Consider the following 16,207-nt stretch of genomic DNA (forward strand, 5'->3'; position numbering starts at 1 on the left):
CGCGCGCTCGGTGCTCGCGTGCCACACTGACGAACGTCGGGGCCGGACCTGTCCGGCCACCACCAAGCGAGGGGAAGCACATGGGATTCGACGCGTTCAAGGACAAGATCTCCGAGAAGGTCAACGACGTCCTCGGCGACGAGGAGCAGACGGACAACGCACTCGATCGGGCCGAGGGCTTCGTCAACGACAAGACCGGCGACAAGTACGCCGACAAGGTCGACCAGGGTCGCGACTTCATCGATGGCAAGATCGGCGACGAGAGAGTCTGATCCTCCTCGTGAAGGCCGGCTCCCGCTCGGGGCCGGCCTTCGTCACACCCGAGGGCCGCTCCTAGCACCTGTCCGCCAGCAGCTCGGCTCTGGCCTACGCTCCGGAGTGTGTCCGACCTGGTGATCCGTGGGGCGCGGCTGCTGGGCGCCAGCGCGCTCGTCGACATCGTGGTCGCCCAGGGCGAGATCGTCGCCGTCGCTCCCGCGGCGCAGGCGCCGACGGCGGCCGCACGAGCCATCGAGGCCGAGGGACGCTGGGTGATGCCCGGGTTGTGGGACTTCCACGTCCACCCCACGGACTGGGCCGCGATGCGGCACCGACTGGACCTGCGGGCAGCGGCGTCCGCGGCGGAGTGCGTAGCCGCGGTGGCGGCGCGCCTGGCGCAGCATCCCGGGGCGGAGGTGGTGGCGACCGGGTTGTGGTGCGCCGGCTGGGAGCAGCGGCCGGTCCGCGCGGACCTCGACGCCTTCGACGTGCCCGTGTCGCTGCTCTCGGGCGACTCGCACTCCGCGGTCTTCAACACGGCGGCGCTCGCCCGCTACGGCCTGGCGGCGGATGCCGACGCCGACGGCTGGGTCACCGAGGGCGCCTGGTTCGCGGTGATGCCCGGCATCGGTTCCGCCGACGACGCCACCCGTGACCGGTGGGTGATCGAGGCCGGCCAGGATGCGGCCGCGCGAGGCGTGGTCGGCATCGTCGACCTCGACGCGCACGACACGCACGCCGCCTGGCGACGCCGGCACGGCGCCGGGTTCGCGGCCCACCGGGTGCGGGCGGGGGTGTGGACCGACCACCTCGAGGGCGCTGTCGCAGCCGGGCTCCGCACCGGCGACCCGGTGCCCGGGGCGGGGCCGCTGGTGACGATGGGGTCCCTCAAGATCATCGCCGACGGCTCCCTCAACACCGGCACCGCACACTGTCGCCACCCCTTCCCCGGCGGCGGTCACGGCGCGATGAACCTCGACCAGCCGGCACTCGTGGCAGCGATGTCCCGCGCCGCGGCGGCAGGGATCGACGCCAGCATCCATGCCATCGGCGACGCCGCCCTGACGCTCGTGCTCGATGCCTTCGAGGCCAGCCATGCGCACGGGGCGATCGAGCACGCACAGCTCGCGACGCCGTCGGACATCACCAGGATGGCGAGACTCGGCCTCGCCGCGAGCATCCAGCCGTGGCACCTGGTCGATGATCGCGACATCGCCGAGAAGCTCTGGCACGGCCGGACCGACCGCGCGTATGCCTACGCCGAGATGGCCGCCGCCGGGATCGAGCTGCGCTTGGGCTCGGACGCGCCGGTGGCGCCGCTCGACCCGTGGCGAGCGATCGCCGCCGCCGTGCTTCGCACGGGCGACCACCGACCGGCGTGGCACCCGGAGCAGCGGATCGGGCTCGACCTGGCGCTGCGCTCGTCGTGGGGTGGCGTCCGCGAGATCGTGCCGGGCGGGCCGGCCGACCTGGTGCTGCTCGACGACGACCCCTTCGCCCTGGGCGCCGCCGCACTGCCCGACATCGGGGTCGCCGCGACGATCTGCGCCGGCAACGTGACCTATACGACTCTCTAGGGGTTGCGGCACAGGGGCGGCGCGCTCATAGGCTCACCGTGTGAAGTGGGACGACTACGACGCAGCCCTGTTCGACCTCGACGGCGTGCTGACCCCGACCGCAGACGTGCACATGCGCGCCTGGGACGTGATGTTCAACGCCTACCTGGCGACCCTGCCCGATCAGCGGCCCTACACGGACCGCGACTACTTCGACTACGTCGACGGCAAGCCGCGCTACGACGGCGTCCGTACCTTCCTGGCCTCGCGCGGCATCGTGCTGCCGGAGGGGACCCCCTCGGACCCGGCTGACGCCATGACCGTGTGCGGGCTCGGCAACCGGAAGAACGCCGAGTTCGCGCGACTCCTGTCCGAGGAGGGCGTGCTGCCGTACCCGAGGTCCGTGATGCTGCTCGACTTCCTGGCTGCGCGCGGCACCGCGGTGGCCGTGGTCTCGAGCAGCCGCAACGCGGTCGACGTGCTGACCGCGGCAGGGCTGCGCGAGCGGTTCGAGGTGATCGTCGACGGGCTGGTGCGCGCCGAGACCGGGCTGCCGGGCAAGCCGGCACCGGACACCTTCCTGCTGGCGGCCGAGCGGCTCGGCGTCTCGCGGGAGCGCTCGGTGGTCTTCGAGGACGCGCTCTCGGGGGTGCAGGCGGGCCGTGCGGGCAAGTTCGGGCTGGTGGTCGGCGTCGATCGAGGCGCGGGCGCACAGGAGCTGACCGCCGGTGGCGCCGACCTCGTGGTGCACGAGCTCGACGAGCTGATCGGCCGCTGAGCGTGCACGCACACGGCGGCAGCCCCGACCCGCTCGACCGCACCCGTTTCCCGGTCGACGAGTGGGCGCTGCGCGAGACGCGCTACTCGGCCGAGGACCTCGGCGTCACCGAGACTCTGTTCGCGGTGGGCAACGGCTACCTCGGGCTGCGCGGCAACTGCGAGGAGGGCCGCGACACGCACGCGCACGGCACCTTCGTCAACGGGTTCCACGAGACCTGGCAGATCCGGCACGCCGAAGAGGCGTTCGGGTTCGCGCGCACCGGGCAGACGATCGTCAACGCACCGGACGTCAAGACGATCAAGCTCTACGTCGACGACGAGCCGCTGCTGCTCTCGGTCGCCGACCTCGAGCACTACGACCGCACCCTCGACTTCCGCGACGGCGTGCTGCGCCGCTCGCTGATCTGGCGCACGGCCTCGGGCAAGCGAGTCCAGGTCGTCTCGCGCCGCTTCACCTCTCTGGAGCACCGGCACCTCGCCGTCATGACCTTCGAGGTCACGATGCTCGACGGCGATGCACCGGTCGCGATCTCCTCCCAGCTCCTCAACCGGCAGGACGGGCTCGACGAGTACACGACCGAGTCGCTGGGAGCCGGTGACGGGACCGTCGGGTTCGACCCTCGCAAGGCGAGCACGCTCTCGGAGCGGGTGCTGGTGCCGCAGAGCCACTGGGCGGGCGACCGACGCATGGTGCTGAGCTGGCGAGCGGCGAACTCGCGCATGACGCTCGCCGTCGGCGTCGACCACACGATCAGCACCGACAACGAGTACGAGACCCTCACGCACGCGGAGGAGGATCTCGCCAAGAAGGTCTACCGGGTCCGTGCGCAGCAGGGCAGGCCGATCCTGGTCACGAAGGTGGCGGCCTACCACTCCTCGCGCGGGGTGCCCACGCGTGAGCTGGTCGACCGGTGCCGGCGCACCCTCGACCGGGTGCGGGAGGACGGCGTCGAGCAGTGCTTCGCGTCGCAGCGCCGGGAGATGCACGCGTTCTGGGAGCGGTCCGACGTCGTCGTCGCCGGTCATCCGGCGGTCGAGCAGGCCGTGCGGTGGAACCTGTTCCAGCTCGCGCAGTCCTCGCTGCGCGTGGAGACCGCGGGGATCGCCGCGAAGGGCGTCTCCGGGTCCGGCTACGAGGGCCACTACTTCTGGGACTCCGAGATCTACGTGCTGCCGTTCCTCACCTACACCTCGCCGTGGGTGGCGCGGGGGGCGCTGCGGTTCCGGCACCAGATGCTCCCGGCCGCCCGCCGCCGCGCGTACGAGATGTCGCAGGCCGGCGCGCTGTTCCCGTGGCGGACGATCTCGGGCGAGGAGGCGTCGGCCTACTACGCGGCCGGCACGGCGCAGTACCACATCAACGCCGACATCGCCTTTGCGCTGTGCAAGTACGTCAGCGGCACCGGCGACGAGGACTTCATGGTGCGCGAGGGTGTCGAGATCCTCGTCGAGACCGCACGCATGTGGGAGGACCTGGGGTTCTGGCTCGCCGGCAAGGAGCCGCGGTTCCACATCCACGGCGTGACCGGTCCGGACGAGTACACCGCCGTCGTCAACAACAACCTCTTCACCAACCTGATGGCGCGCGACAACCTGCGCCAGGCCGCGGCCTGGTGCCGGCACATCGCCGAGTTCTGGCCCGAGCAGTACGCCCGGCTCGTCAAGCAGCTCGAGCTCGAGCCCGGGGAGGTCGACGAGTGGGCCCGCTGCGCCGACGGGATGTACGTGCCGTACGACGAGGGCCTCAAGGTCCATCCGCAGGACCAGCACTTCCTCGAGCGGGAGGTCTGGGACCTCGCCGCGACTCCCGAGGAGAAGCGCCCGCTGCTGCTGCACTACCACCCGCTGGTGATCTACCGGTTCCAGGTGCTGAAGCAGGCCGACGTCGTGGCCGCGCTGTTCCTGCAGGGCGACGAGTTCAGTCGCGAGGCCAAGCGCGCCGACTTCGAGTACTACGACCCGATCACCACGGGCGACTCCTCGCTCTCGGCGGTCGTGCAGGCGATCATGGCGGCCGAGGTCGGCTACCAGGACCTCGCCCTGAGGTACTTCCACGCCGGGCTGTACGTCGACCTCGCGAACCTGCACGGCAACGCCTCCGACGGCATCCACGTGGCTTCGACGGGCGGTGTGTGGAGCGCGCTGGTCTACGGGTTCGGCGGCATGCGCGACCACAACGACGCCCTCACTTTCGACCCCCGCCTCCCGCGTGACTGGCCGAGCCTGAGCTTCAAGGTCCGGTTCCACGGCGCCCGCATGAGAGTGCTCCTCAAGCGCGAGCAGATCAGCTTCACGATCGAGGAGGGCGCAGCGGTCTCGGTGTCGGTGCGCGGCGAGCAGCACCTCATCACCCCGGGCGCCCCGGTCGTGATCCCGCTCGAGGACCAGGGCCCGGTGCTCGAGGGCGCGCTGGGCACGATGCCGCTGATCGGGTCGAGCACCGAGCACAACATGGTCTACACCGCCGGTGTGCCCGATCCCGACCGACGCAAGAAGGGCAACGGCAACGGCAACGGCTCCCGCTGATCGCCGCGACCGCCCGCCGGCGTGGCCAGCCCATCGGCGCGGCCAGCCCGTCGGCGTGGCCCTGCCCGTCCCAGCAAGCCTGTCGGCCTGGCTCCCGGCTCGAGTTCGTTGCAGACCGTCACGTTCGTCCGGCACACCCAACGACCTCGTCGATCTGCACCGAACTCGGCGAACCGAACGAGCCTCACGCGTCAACGCCGGTTGACGCGCGCGGCTCGTCAACGTAGATTGACGCCATGAGCAAGACGGCGCTGGGACAAGCAGAAGGCGGGGGTGACCCCCGCGAGGCGATCTGGGAGCTGACCGAGCTCACGCGGGAGCGGCGGACGGCGCTGGCCGAGATCGAGCGCAGGGAGGCCGAGCTGGTCCGGCGGGCGCGGCAGCAGGGGCTCTCCTGGCAGCAGATCGCCAGCGCGCTGGACGTCAGCAAGCAGGCCGTCCACAAGAAGTACGGTCGCAGGTGAGGGCGCCCGAGATCGGCCACCCGAGAGACCACGCAGGAAAGCCATGACGACGACACCCACCGCTCGCAGGTCCCGCAGTCCGTTCGGCCGCCGCAGGAGCGAGCCCGACGACGGACCGCGCGCGTCCCTGCGCGAGCTGCTCCCCTACCTGGTCGTCAACCGCACGCTGCTGGTCGCGGCGCTCGTGCTGTCGGTGCTGGGCGCCCTCACGAGCCTGGCGCAGCCGCTGCTGGTGCAACGGGTGATCGACCGGGTGCAGACCTCGACAGCGATGGGCTGGCTGCCGTGGCTGCTCGTCGCGCTCGTGGTCGCGGACGCCATGCTCGGCGGGTACCAGCACTACCTGCTGCAGGTGATGGGTGAGCAGGTGGTGCGGGTGAGCCGCCGCCGGCTGGTCGCGCGGATCCTGCACCTGCCGATCTCGACCTTCGACACCCGCCGCACGGGTGACCTGGTCAGCCGGGTGGGCAGCGACACGACGCTGCTGCGGGCGGTGCTGACGCAGGGCCTGGTGGAGTCGGTCGGCGGCTTCCTCACGTTCGTGGGCGCCGTGATCGCCATGATCCTCATCGACCCGCTGCTGTTCGCGCTGACCCTCGGCGTGGTGGTGCTCGCGATCGGGCTCGCCGGGGCCGTGATGCCGATGCTGACCCGCGCGAGCGCGCAGGCACAGGAGCAGGTAGGGGCGCTGTCCTCGGCGCTCGAGCGCGCGATCTCCGGGGTGCGGACGATCCGCGCCGCCAACGCCGGCGACCGCGAGGCCGAGGTCATCGACGAACGCACCGAGGGTGCCTACCAGGCCGGGATCAAGGTCGCGAGAGTGTCGGCGCTGGTGGTCCCGATCGCCGGGGTCGCGCTGCAGGTCGCGTTCCTCGTGGTGCTCGGCGTGGGCGGCGCGCGGGTCGCGGGCGGCACCCTGTCGATCGCCGAGCTCGTCGGGTTCCTCATGTTCCTGTTCCTGCTCGTGATGCCGCTCGCGCAGATGATCGGGGCGATGTCCGCGGTCAGCCAGGCGCTCGGCGCGCTCGGCCGGATCCAGGAGATCGTGCGCTTGCCGATCGAGCACGACGACGACGTCGAGACCTCCGCCGTACCCCGCCCTGAGGCGCCCGCGGTGGCGTTCGAGGAGGTCTCGTTCCGCTACCCCTCAGGCGACGACGGCGCGCCGGCCGTGCTCGACGGCGTCTCGTTCGTGGTGCCGCGCGGGTCACGGACGGCGCTGGTCGGGCCCTCCGGAGCCGGCAAATCCACCGTGTTCGCCCTCGTGGAGCGGTTCTACGAACCTACCGGCGGGCGCGTGCTCGCCGGCGGAGTGGACGTGCGGGACGTCTCACGCAGCGACCTGCGGGCAGGGATCGGCTACGTGGAGCAGGATGCGCCTGTGCTGGCCGGTTCGCTCGCGGACAACCTGCGGCTCGGCACCCCGGGCGCCACACACGAGCAGATGCGGGCCGTGCTGGACGAGGTCAATCTCGCCGACGTCGCCACCCGCTCGCCCGCCGGCCTCGACGCTCCGGTCGGCGAGCACGGCGTGATGCTCTCCGGCGGAGAGCGGCAACGGCTCGCGATCGCTCGCGCCCTGCTGGCCGCGCCGGAGCTGTTGCTGCTGGACGAGTCCACCTCGAGTCTCGACAGCCGCAACGAGGCGCAGCTGCGGGCGGCGATCGACCAGGTGGCCACCGGCCGCACCCTGCTGGTGATCGCCCACCGGCTGTCCACGGTGGTCGACAGCGACCAGATCGTGGTGCTCGACGCAGGCAAGGTCGTGGCCGTCGGCACCCACGAGGAGCTGCTGACCCGCTCGCCGCTGTATCGGGAGCTGGCCCAGCACCAGTTGCTTGCGCCCACAGACTGACCGGCTGCGCACTCGCGCGGCATCGGCGCCCTGGGACATAGTCCACACGCCCGCCCCGGCGCACGCCCACCACTCCAGGCGCACGCCCGCCCACTCCCGGCGGAAAGCGCTTTGGGGGAACCTGAGGCCACCCCCGTGGACCGAGACGACCCCCAACATGGCTTCGCTCACGTCGTAGGGTGCCCGGGTGAAGCAGACGAGGCAGCGTGTGCGGAGGTGGCGTGCACTGGTGAGCGCCGCCGTCGGGCTCCTTGTCCTCGCGGGCTGCGTGCGGCTCGACGGCGACCTGACGATCAACGGGAGCACCAGCGACGCCGCGGACACGCTCTCGGGCACGATGGTGGTGGCGGTCTCCGACGAGTGGGCGCTCGCGCACGGTGAGGACCCCGCTAACCTGGCGGAGGCCATCGAGGACGAGCTCGCCGCCAACCCGAACAGCGGCCTCACGGGCGAGCCGTACATCGCTGACGGGTACACCGGCTCCACCCTCACCTTCGACGAGGTGCCGATCGAACGGGTGGCGACGACGACCGACGGCGCGCTCTCGATCGCGCGCGAGGGCGAGGCGTACGTGGTGCGCGGCGACCTCTCCGCGCTCGATCCTGTCGAGGGAGACGAAGACGCTGACGCGGGTCCGCCCTGGACGGCGCGCATCTCGATCACGTTGCCCGAGGACGTGACCGAGCACAACGGCGTGCTCGACGGCCGGACCGTGACCTGGGACCTCGACGGCGCGAGCGAGGACACGACCCTCTTCGCGACGTCGTCGGTCGGGCCGGTCTCGTGGTTCTCGCGGGTGCCGCTGTGGTTGTTGGTGATCACGGGTGTCGCCGGCGTGGGCGCACTGGCGGCTTGGTGGTGGTCACGGCGGCGGGGCGGGGATGACGGCGGCGTCCGTGCCCGTCAGGACCATGCGCGCGGTGCATCGACCAAGAAGGTCGACGAGATCTTCGACGAGAACGCCTGATGGCGCGGCACGGGGCGAGCGGCGCGCGTCACGGTGGCGGGACGCCGGCAACAGTCACCCTCGATGCTGCCGGCATCTCCTACGACGTGCGCGCGTACGAGCACGACCCGACGGCGCAGTCCTACGGGCTGGAGGCGGCCGAGGCGCTCGGTGTGGAGCCGGGCCGGGTGTTCAAGACGCTGCTGGTCGATCTCGACGGCGGCGCGCTCGCCGTCGGGATCGTGCCGGTCGACCGACAGCTCGACCTCAAGGCGCTGGCGGCTGCACTCGGCGCCAAGAAGGCGACCATGGCAGAACCCAAGGTGGCCGAGCGGGTCACGGGGTACGTCGTCGGCGGGATCAGCCCGATCGGACAGAGGCGGACGCTACCGGCCGTGCTCGACGACAGCGCGGCCGGGTTCGAGACCATGCTCGTCTCGGGTGGCAAGCGCGGGATGGACCTCGAGCTGAGTCCCGAGGACCTGCTCGAGGTCACCGGTGCCAGCCTCGCGCTGATCTCTCGCTGAACCGGACCCCTCGATCGGGCACCCGAAGCGGCGGTGCTGCGCGAGGATCGGGCCATGTTCACCATCGCGCTCGTGCTCGCCGGGCTGGCCGCGCTGGTGCACGTCTACATCTGGGTGCTGGAGTCCATCCGGTGGGAGGCGCCAGCGACCCGGGGCACGTTCGGCCTCTCCGAGGAGGTCGCGCGGACCACGAAGCCGATGGCCTTCAACCAGGGCTTCTACAACCTGTTCCTCGCGATCGTGACCGGCGCGGGGATCGTGGCGGCAGGCTCGAACCATGCGGTCTCGGTCGCGCTGCTGTGCGCAGGTACCGGCTCGATGCTGGCTGCGGCCGTGGTGCTCGTAGCCAGCGATCGCTCCAAGGCCCGGGCCGCCGCGACGCAGGGCACGCTGCCACTGCTGGCGCTGCTCGCCCTCGGTGCGTCTGCGGTCTGAGATTCGGCCCCCGCGCGCGTTGTCTGAGCGGGTGGTCACGGGAGACCTCAAGAGCAAGATCGATCGCATCTGGGACGCGTTCTGGTCGGGCGGGACAACCCGCTCGAGGTCATCGACCAGATCACCTACCTGCTGTTCCTGCGGCGGCTGGACGAGCCGCAGACGTTGGCGGAGCGGAAGGCCCAGGTCACCGGCGGCGGGATCGAGGACCCGGTCTACCTGCCTGGTCGGCAGCACCTGCGGTGGCCCCTTCCTTCGCGGCCTCGGGCAGCAGGTGGGAGGCGAGGGCTCCACCTACTCCGATCACATGCGAGACGCCCGGTTCACGATCTCGACGCTGGCGCTTCTAGCGAAGGTCGTCGACATGCTCCACGCCATCCCGATGGAGAGCCGCGACACCGACGGGCCTCAGCCGCGTCTACGTGCAGGCCAAGCGTTCGCGCCCGAGGCCACGGTCGGCCGGCCGGAGGTGCAGGGGTTTGTCGGCGCCCTGCACGGCAACCGGGCGAGCCAGGGCGTCTTCAACACCACCGGACGGTTCAGCGGGGGCGCCCAGCAGTTCGCCGACACGGTCGCGACTCGTGTGGTCCTTATCGACGGCGCGCGCCTGACCAGACTGATGATCCGCTACCGCGTGGAGTCCAGGTCAAGCAGACCTACGAGATCGTCGAGATCGACGAGGACTTCTTCGAGTAGGCCAGCTGGGGCGCCCGCTCGGGCACCGAGTTGATTCGATCGATTGCCTATCCAGGCGCTGTATCAACTGCTACGTTGTTGATTCGATCAATTGGGCATCGGATCGGTGTATCAACTAGGGGGCTGAGGTGGCACGAGGGCGCCCGACACGAGCGAGTGTCTACGCGCGACTCGACGCTGCCCTTATCGAGCTGCGCGAACGGCTCGGTGGGCTTCCGTCGCCTGAGGAGGCGGACTTCGTCTGGCGCGACATCTGGCACCTCGAGGCTCACCACTCCACGGCACTCGAGGGCAACACGCTCGTGATCCGCGAGGTCGAGGAGCTGCTTGAGCGGGGCCGCGCTGTCGGTGCCAAGCCGCTCAAGGAGTACATGGAGGTCAAGGGTTACGGCGATGCCGCCAGCTGGGTGTACGCGCAAGCCCACCACGGCGAGCTCTCCGGTGACGGCACCTCGATCACCCTCCAGGAAGTGCGCCGCATCCACGCCACGCTCATGGAACCGGTCTGGCAGGTGGCAGCCCACCCCGAGGCGACCGACCGCGAAAGTCCAGGCAACTTCCGCGAGCACGATATTCATACCTTCGACGGCGGTATGACTCCGCCGAGCTGGCCGCTCGTCCCGGCCCGCGTCCAGGACTGGCTCGAGCTCGCGAACGACAGCTCCAGACGGCTACGCGACGGCAAGCACGACCTGGCGCTTCCTGAGGCGATCGCCGTGATCCACAACGAGTTCGAGAAGGTCCACCCCTTCATCGACGGCAACGGTCGCACCGGGCGGCTCGCGCTCAACCTGATCCTTGTGCGACTCGGCCATCCGCCGGTCGTGATTCTCAAGCAGCAGCGAGACACCTACCTGGCTGCGATGCAGCGAGCAGACGACAGCGACCCCGGACTTTTGGGTGAGCTCCTCGCCCGTGCGATGCTCGACAACCTCAACCGCTTCATCCTCCCCAGCGTCGCCGGACCCGCCCGCCTCGTTCCTCTGGCCGCCCTCGTCGACGAGCGCTTCAGCATCGCCGCGCTCAGGCAAGCGGCGCAACGAGGTCGGCTGGAGGCCTTCCAGGGACCCGACGGCGTGTGGCGGAGCAGCCGGAAGGCGGTCGAGGAGTACTCAAAGACCAAAGGGGCACGGCAGCGGAAGCCGAGCGACGGGGGCAGCACGTGAGCAACTTCGCCTTCCTCCAAACGATTTGGCCGGCCATCCACGATGACTGCGTCCGCGACGAGTCCTATCTCGCTGCCGACCCGCGTTCGGCATGCTTCTACAGTCGCCGTGCCCACCCAGGCCGTCCGTCACATCTACGACCTGCGGGACATCCCGACGCCCTACCGCGACGACCTCGCCGCACACAGCAGCGACCCCGCATTCGCCCGGGTCGCCGGCCAGGGGCATCGCCACCAAGCCCACCCTGATCCGGCGCGTCGGCAACACAGCCGTCCACGACCACAAGCCCATCGCGGCGAACATCGCCACCCAGGTCATGCGCGAGCTGCACCACGTGATGATCTGGGCAGCGTTCCAGCACTCCGCTGCCCCGGAGGCCGTGCCCACCCAGGCCGTCTTCGATCCTGCGCTCGCGTCCCGCTCAGCACCCCTGTCACGGGACGAGGTGGTCCGGCTCGCGCAGAGATTCAAGGCACAGGACGAGGCCTATCGGAAGCCCTCGCCGAGCGCTACCGGATGTGGTTCAAGGACGAGGCTCACGACTCCACCACCTGGTGCGCCGACTCCCCCGACCTGCTCACGTGGGGGGCGTCGTCGATGGCGGTCGGACCGCCCTCGCACGAGGGCCCGAACGTGTTCTCGCTCGGCGGCGAATTCTGGATGATCACCGACGAGTGGCACGGGCTGGGTGTGCACCGCTCGAGCGACCTGCACAGCTGGCAGCGGCAGGGACTGATCCTCGACCAGCCGGGTGCACGCCTCTGGGACGCAGGATTCGGGCACCACGCGGATGTCGTGGTCGGCACCAGCGCCACCGGTGAGGAGGTCGGCTGGATCTTCTACTTCACGCACCGCAGCCGGCCCGGCGCCGACGCGAGCCAGGCGGACTCACCGCATCCCGACGTCCCGATCGAGCACGTCACCGACATCCAGGTGGCCGCGCTGCACGTGCACGATGGCGTGCTGGTGTGCGACCGCGACGCGTCGGTCGACCTCGACCTTCTCTGCGCGGCCGCTCGCACGCGGACGTGAGCGAGCTCGCCGAGGGTCGCACCCGGTCGAGTCAGGCTCGCAGCTCCATCGGGGGCAAGCCGGCGAGCTGCTGCGGGAACCGCCAACGGTTGTAGCCCTTGTCCCAGGGGTAGCGGTGCTGCCAGTCCCGCCACACGACCTGCAGCGCCTGGCACTCATCGGCGTACAGCTGGCCCAGCACGACCAGATCGGAGGTGTCGATCACCCGCGTGAACGTCAGCTCCGCCTCGCAGTGCTCGCAGCCCAGCGTCTGCCCGTGCACGAACGACTGGCCGCCTCTGATCCGCTCGCCGAGGTCATTGAGCAGCGGTTCGGCCTCGGCGGCCGTCAGCCCATGCACGAGCAGCTCGGGATGCCCCCACCCGGCCAGCCCGACCGTGTAGGTGAAGGGCGGCTCCTCCCCCTCGTGCTCGTTCGTGCAGCCGGGTTCGCTGCAGGACTCGCCGACGTGCACCAGCCCCCATCCGAACTTCTCGACCTTCTCCAGCATCGACCGCAGGTACCGATCGGTTGCCATGTCTCGCTCCTTTGCAGATGGTCATCAGTGCAGGGAACGGTAGGTCGGGGCACCGACAGCTGCGCTAGCAGAGGCTTGAGATCGCACATCGGCGGTGAGATCGGACGTCGCACGGTGCTATCTCGCCGGCGATGTGCGATCTCGGTGGAAGCGCTCAGGCGTCCGGCGGCGCCAGCGGCCACGGGGCCGCCTCCTCCAGCGCGGCCGCGAGCCCGAGCAGCAGGTCCTCTCGCCCGGTCCGCGCCCCGAGCATCACGCCCCAGGGCAGGACCGGGCCGTCGGCGTCCGCGGGCGCGTGGTGCAGCGGCAGCGAGATCGCCGGCGCACCGAGGATGTTCCACGTGGAGGTCCAGGGTGTGAACGCGCACTGGGCCCAGAAATCGGCCTCGGGGTCGGCGTCGTCGCGCATCTCCCCGATCCGCGGCGGTGGCTGCGCCAGCGTGGGGCTCAGGATCACGTCGACGTCCGCCCAGGCAGCGGCGGCCTCGCGCTGCAGCCGTTGCCCGGCGGCGATCGCGTTGGCGTACGTGACGCCGTCCACGCTGCGGCCGCGCTCGCGCATCCACCGCGTCAGCGGCACCAGCAGCGGGTCGGCCTCGCGCGGCAGGGGTGCGCTCGCGGCCATCACCGACCACACGTCGATGAACGGCCGCCACTCCTGCGCCGGGAACGGGACCGACGCCGGCGCGACCGTGTGCCCGGCCGCTTCCAGCAGTGCCACCGCCTTCTCGACGGCGGCCAGCGCCTCCGCGTGGACCGGCGCCTCGGGCGTGATGATCGGGGTGGTGAGCACGCCGACCCGCAGCGGCCCCACCTCGGCGTCGCAGGCCGCGAGGAACGAACCCGCCGCGGGCGCGGGCAGCATCCGATCGTCCCCGGGCCAGCCGGGCGCGAGTGCGTCGAGCGCGATCGCGGTGTCCCGCACATCCCGGGTGAGGACCCCGTGGGTGGCGAGCGCTGCACCATCGACCCCGACCGGTCCGGTACTGATGCGCCCACGGCTCGGCTTGAGGCCGACGAGCCCGCACGCAGCCGCCGGGATCCGGATCGAGCCGCCGCCGTCGCTCCCGTGCGCGATCGGCACGATGCCGGCCGCGACCGCGGCCGCCGCCCCGCCGGAGGAGCCACCCGCAGAGCGCGCCGGGTCCCACGGAGTGCGGGCCGGCGGCCCGATGTCCGGCTCGGTGTACGGAGGCAGGCCCATCTCGGGCGTGCTGGTCTTGCCGATCATCACGGTGCCGGCCTCGCGGAAGCGGGTGACCACGCCGTCGTCGACCTCGGGCAAGAAGCCGCGCATCGCGGCGCTGCCGGCGTTCATCTCGACACCCGCGACCATCGTGAGGTCCTTGATCGGCAGCGGCACCCCGAGGAGCGGCGCGGGATCGCCGGCCGCCAGACGCGCGGCCGCATCATCGGCCTGCTGCTGAGCGAGCTCCGGCGCCAGCCGTACGAACGCGCCGACCCGTGGGCCGATCCGCTCCGCCCGCTCCCACGCGTGCGCGAGCACCTCCCCCGTGGAGACCTCACCGGCTCGGATCGCGGCGGCCAGGCCCCGCGCGGACAGCTCGTGGATCTCGGTCACCCAGCCAGCCTAGGAGGACTCAGGTCCGCGTGCGCTCGCTGTCACCACGGAGCACGCAGAACTCGTTGCCCTCGGGGTCGGCCATCGTGACCCAGCCGCTGCCCGGACCGTACTGGCCACGGCGGTCGGCGACCTGCGTCGCTCCGATACCCAGCAGCCGCTCGACCTCCTCCGCCTGCGTGCGGTCGGTCGGGCGGAGATCGAAATGAATCCGGTTCTTGACGCTCTTCGCCTCAGGCACCTCGATGAACAGCACCAGGTGGCTGCCGTCCGGTGTGAGGATCATGCACTCCTCGTGCCCGGGCTCGTTCGGGTCGCCCTCGACGTCCACGTAGCCGAGCACCTGCTTCCACCACTCCGAGAGCTCGTAGGCGTTGCGGCAGTCGATGCTGGTGTGCGAGATCCGTGAGGTCATCTCCGCAGTCTTTCCGCCGACCCCCAGGCGCAGCAAGGTCTTTGACGGCTAGCGTGGACACATGCATCGGAGCAGGATCGGCGTCGTCCTCATCGACCACCCCGCGGCTGGCTACGAGGCCAGCGCTGACTTCTGGGCCGGTGCCTCCGGCTCACCACGGGAGCAGGACCGCCCGACGGCGGAGCACCCGTACGAGTCCCTCCGGGACTTCCCCGGTGGGGTTCAGCTCGCGCTGCAACGCATCGGCGACGGCACCGCGCCGCGCGTGCACCTGGACATCGAGACCGACGACGTCGAGGCGGAGATCGCACGGGTGCTCGCCCTGGGAGCGAGCATGGTCGACCGGCGCGAGGACTACGCCATCCTCGCCGATCCCGGGGGCGTGCCGTTCTGCGTGGTCCCGGTGCAGACCGGCGCGGCGTTCGACGAGCACGCCACGAGCTGGCCGTGACGGATCGGCTCCCACCTGGGAGCATGGCGCTGTGATCTCCAGCAGCAGAGGGACGAAGCTCGCGGTCGTCGGTGCAGGTTCGGTCGGCTCGACTCTCGCGTACGCGAGCATGATCCACGGCCTGGCGCGGTCGGTCGCGCTCTACGACGTCAACCTCGCGAAGGTGCGTGCCGAGGCGCTCGACCTGCGGCAGGGCCTGCAGTTCGTGCCGGCCGCGCACGTCGAGGGCTCCGACGACATCCAGATCTGCGCCGACGCCGACGTCATCGCGGTGACCGCCGGCGCGAAGCAGAAGCCGGGGCAGACACGGCTCGACCTGGCCGCCTCCACCACCGAGCTGATGCGCACGCTGATGCCGCGCCTCGTGGAGGTCGCGCCACGGGCCGTCATCATCATGGTGACGAACCCGGTCGACGTGATCACCTACGTGGCGCAGAAGCTCACCGGGCTGCCTCCGAACCAGCTCTTCGGCTCCGGAACAGTCCTCGACACGGCGCGCCTGCGCGGCCTGATCGCCGCTCGCTGCCAGGTGGCGGTGCAGAACGTGCACGCGTACATCGTGGGTGAGCACGGCGACAGCGAGATCCCGTTGTGGAGCAGCGCCGCCGTCGGGGCGGTCCCGGTGACCGACCTGGTCCCGGAGGCCGAGCGCGACCAGATGGCGCACGACGTCGTCCACGCCGCCTACGAGATCATCCAGGGCAAGGGCGCCACGAACTACGCGATCGGCGTCTCCGCTGGCCGGATCATCGAGGCCGTGCTGCGTGACGAGCACCGGGTGCTGCCGGTCTCGACGCTCGTCGACGGCCATCTCGGCATCGACGACGTGTGCTTGTCGATCCCCTCGGTGGTCGGTGCAGCGGGGGTCGAGCGGCAGCTCCACGTGCCGATGACCGACCACGAGGTCGCGGGGCTTCGCGCCAGTGCCGACGAGCTCCGCTCCGCGGCCCGCAGCCTCGGCTTCTAGGCCGCCCTCCCGGGAGCCGTCTCACCAGTCGGAC

The 16,207-nt window shown here is 70.8% G+C and carries 17 protein-coding genes; 14 read left to right on the plus strand and 3 right to left on the minus strand.

The annotated features are described in order from the left end of the window. The first annotated feature begins 80 nt into the window (after positions 1 to 80). The 12 genes from GPA03_RS16905 (at position 81) to GPA03_RS16960 (ending at position 12,241) form a co-directional block, all read left to right on the plus strand. Positions 81 to 272 carry an antitoxin gene (locus tag GPA03_RS16905; protein ID WP_156253189.1) on the plus strand — a complete coding sequence of 64 codons (192 nt, stop codon included), beginning with the start codon at positions 81 to 83 and terminating at the stop codon, positions 270 to 272. A 108-nt stretch (positions 273 to 380) separates the two neighbouring features. Beyond that, positions 381 to 1,835 (plus strand): amidohydrolase, encoded by a 1,455-nt coding sequence (locus tag GPA03_RS16910; RefSeq protein WP_156253190.1) that lies wholly within the window; start codon positions 381 to 383, stop codon positions 1,833 to 1,835. Positions 1,836 to 1,875: 40 nt separating this feature from the next. Then, positions 1,876 to 2,592, plus strand: coding sequence for an HAD family hydrolase (locus GPA03_RS16915; protein WP_156253191.1), 717 nt, complete (start codon positions 1,876 to 1,878; stop codon positions 2,590 to 2,592). Between the two features lie 2 nt (positions 2,593 to 2,594). Further along, on the plus strand, positions 2,595 to 5,120 hold the full coding sequence (locus GPA03_RS16920; protein WP_241681354.1) for a glycoside hydrolase family 65 protein: 2,526 nt from the start codon (positions 2,595 to 2,597) through the stop codon (positions 5,118 to 5,120). Between the two features lie 236 nt (positions 5,121 to 5,356). Then, positions 5,357 to 5,584: a sigma factor-like helix-turn-helix DNA-binding protein gene (locus GPA03_RS16925; protein WP_156253192.1), complete on the plus strand. Its 228-nt coding sequence runs from the start codon at positions 5,357 to 5,359 to the stop codon at positions 5,582 to 5,584. Between the two features lie 43 nt (positions 5,585 to 5,627). Continuing rightward, positions 5,628 to 7,439 (plus strand): ABC transporter ATP-binding protein, encoded by a 1,812-nt coding sequence (locus GPA03_RS16930; protein ID WP_156253193.1) that lies wholly within the window; start codon positions 5,628 to 5,630, stop codon positions 7,437 to 7,439. Between the two features lie 187 nt (positions 7,440 to 7,626). Further along, the gene (locus tag GPA03_RS16935; protein ID WP_156253194.1) at positions 7,627 to 8,406 is read left to right on the plus strand and encodes an LppM family (lipo)protein; all 780 of its coding nucleotides are present in this window, start codon (positions 7,627 to 7,629) and stop codon (positions 8,404 to 8,406) included. Next, positions 8,406 to 8,912, plus strand: coding sequence for a Cys-tRNA(Pro) deacylase (gene ybaK, locus GPA03_RS16940; RefSeq protein ID WP_156253195.1), 507 nt, complete (start codon positions 8,406 to 8,408; stop codon positions 8,910 to 8,912). Before GPA03_RS16935 ends, ybaK begins: the two co-directional genes overlap by 1 nt. A 54-nt stretch (positions 8,913 to 8,966) precedes the next feature. Continuing rightward, the gene (locus GPA03_RS16945) at positions 8,967 to 9,347 is read left to right on the plus strand and encodes a DUF1304 domain-containing protein (RefSeq protein WP_156253196.1); all 381 of its coding nucleotides are present in this window, start codon (positions 8,967 to 8,969) and stop codon (positions 9,345 to 9,347) included. A 382-nt stretch (positions 9,348 to 9,729) separates the two neighbouring features. After that, a complete protein-coding gene (locus tag GPA03_RS22480; RefSeq protein WP_338325739.1) occupies positions 9,730 to 10,077 on the plus strand; it encodes a restriction endonuclease in 348 nt (115 codons plus the stop codon). Between the two features lie 94 nt (positions 10,078 to 10,171). After that, the gene (locus GPA03_RS16955) at positions 10,172 to 11,209 is read left to right on the plus strand and encodes a Fic family protein (protein ID WP_156253197.1); all 1,038 of its coding nucleotides are present in this window, start codon (positions 10,172 to 10,174) and stop codon (positions 11,207 to 11,209) included. Between the two features lie 516 nt (positions 11,210 to 11,725). After that, complete coding sequence (locus GPA03_RS16960; RefSeq protein ID WP_156253198.1) at positions 11,726 to 12,241, plus strand: glycoside hydrolase family protein; 516 nt, start codon at positions 11,726 to 11,728, stop codon at positions 12,239 to 12,241. Positions 12,242 to 12,272: 31 nt separating this feature from the next. On the opposite strand, the gene GPA03_RS16965 is transcribed toward GPA03_RS16960, so the two are convergent. The 3 genes from GPA03_RS16965 to GPA03_RS16975 form a co-directional block, all read right to left on the minus strand. Further along, complete coding sequence (locus tag GPA03_RS16965; protein ID WP_156253199.1) at positions 12,273 to 12,758, minus strand: DUF4262 domain-containing protein; 486 nt, start codon at positions 12,756 to 12,758, stop codon at positions 12,273 to 12,275. Positions 12,759 to 12,912: 154 nt separating this feature from the next. Continuing rightward, positions 12,913 to 14,340, minus strand: coding sequence for an amidase (locus GPA03_RS16970; protein ID WP_156253200.1), 1,428 nt, complete (start codon positions 14,338 to 14,340; stop codon positions 12,913 to 12,915). A 19-nt stretch (positions 14,341 to 14,359) separates the two neighbouring features. Beyond that, positions 14,360 to 14,755: a VOC family protein gene (locus GPA03_RS16975; protein ID WP_156253201.1), complete on the minus strand. Its 396-nt coding sequence runs from the start codon at positions 14,753 to 14,755 to the stop codon at positions 14,360 to 14,362. A 61-nt stretch (positions 14,756 to 14,816) separates the two neighbouring features. Between GPA03_RS16975 and GPA03_RS16980 the strand changes: the two genes are divergently transcribed. Both GPA03_RS16980 and GPA03_RS16985 read left to right on the plus strand, forming a co-directional pair. Further along, positions 14,817 to 15,206, plus strand: coding sequence for a VOC family protein (locus GPA03_RS16980; protein ID WP_156253202.1), 390 nt, complete (start codon positions 14,817 to 14,819; stop codon positions 15,204 to 15,206). 31 nt (positions 15,207 to 15,237) lie between these two features. Continuing rightward, positions 15,238 to 16,173, plus strand: a complete 936-nt coding sequence (locus tag GPA03_RS16985) for an L-lactate dehydrogenase (RefSeq protein ID WP_194239535.1) — start codon at positions 15,238 to 15,240, stop codon at positions 16,171 to 16,173. The last annotated feature ends 34 nt before the right edge of the window (positions 16,174 to 16,207 follow it).

It is taken from the genome of Pseudactinotalea terrae (genome assembly GCF_009733845.1).
Classification (GTDB): Bacteria; Actinomycetota; Actinomycetes; order Actinomycetales; family Beutenbergiaceae; genus Pseudactinotalea; species Pseudactinotalea terrae.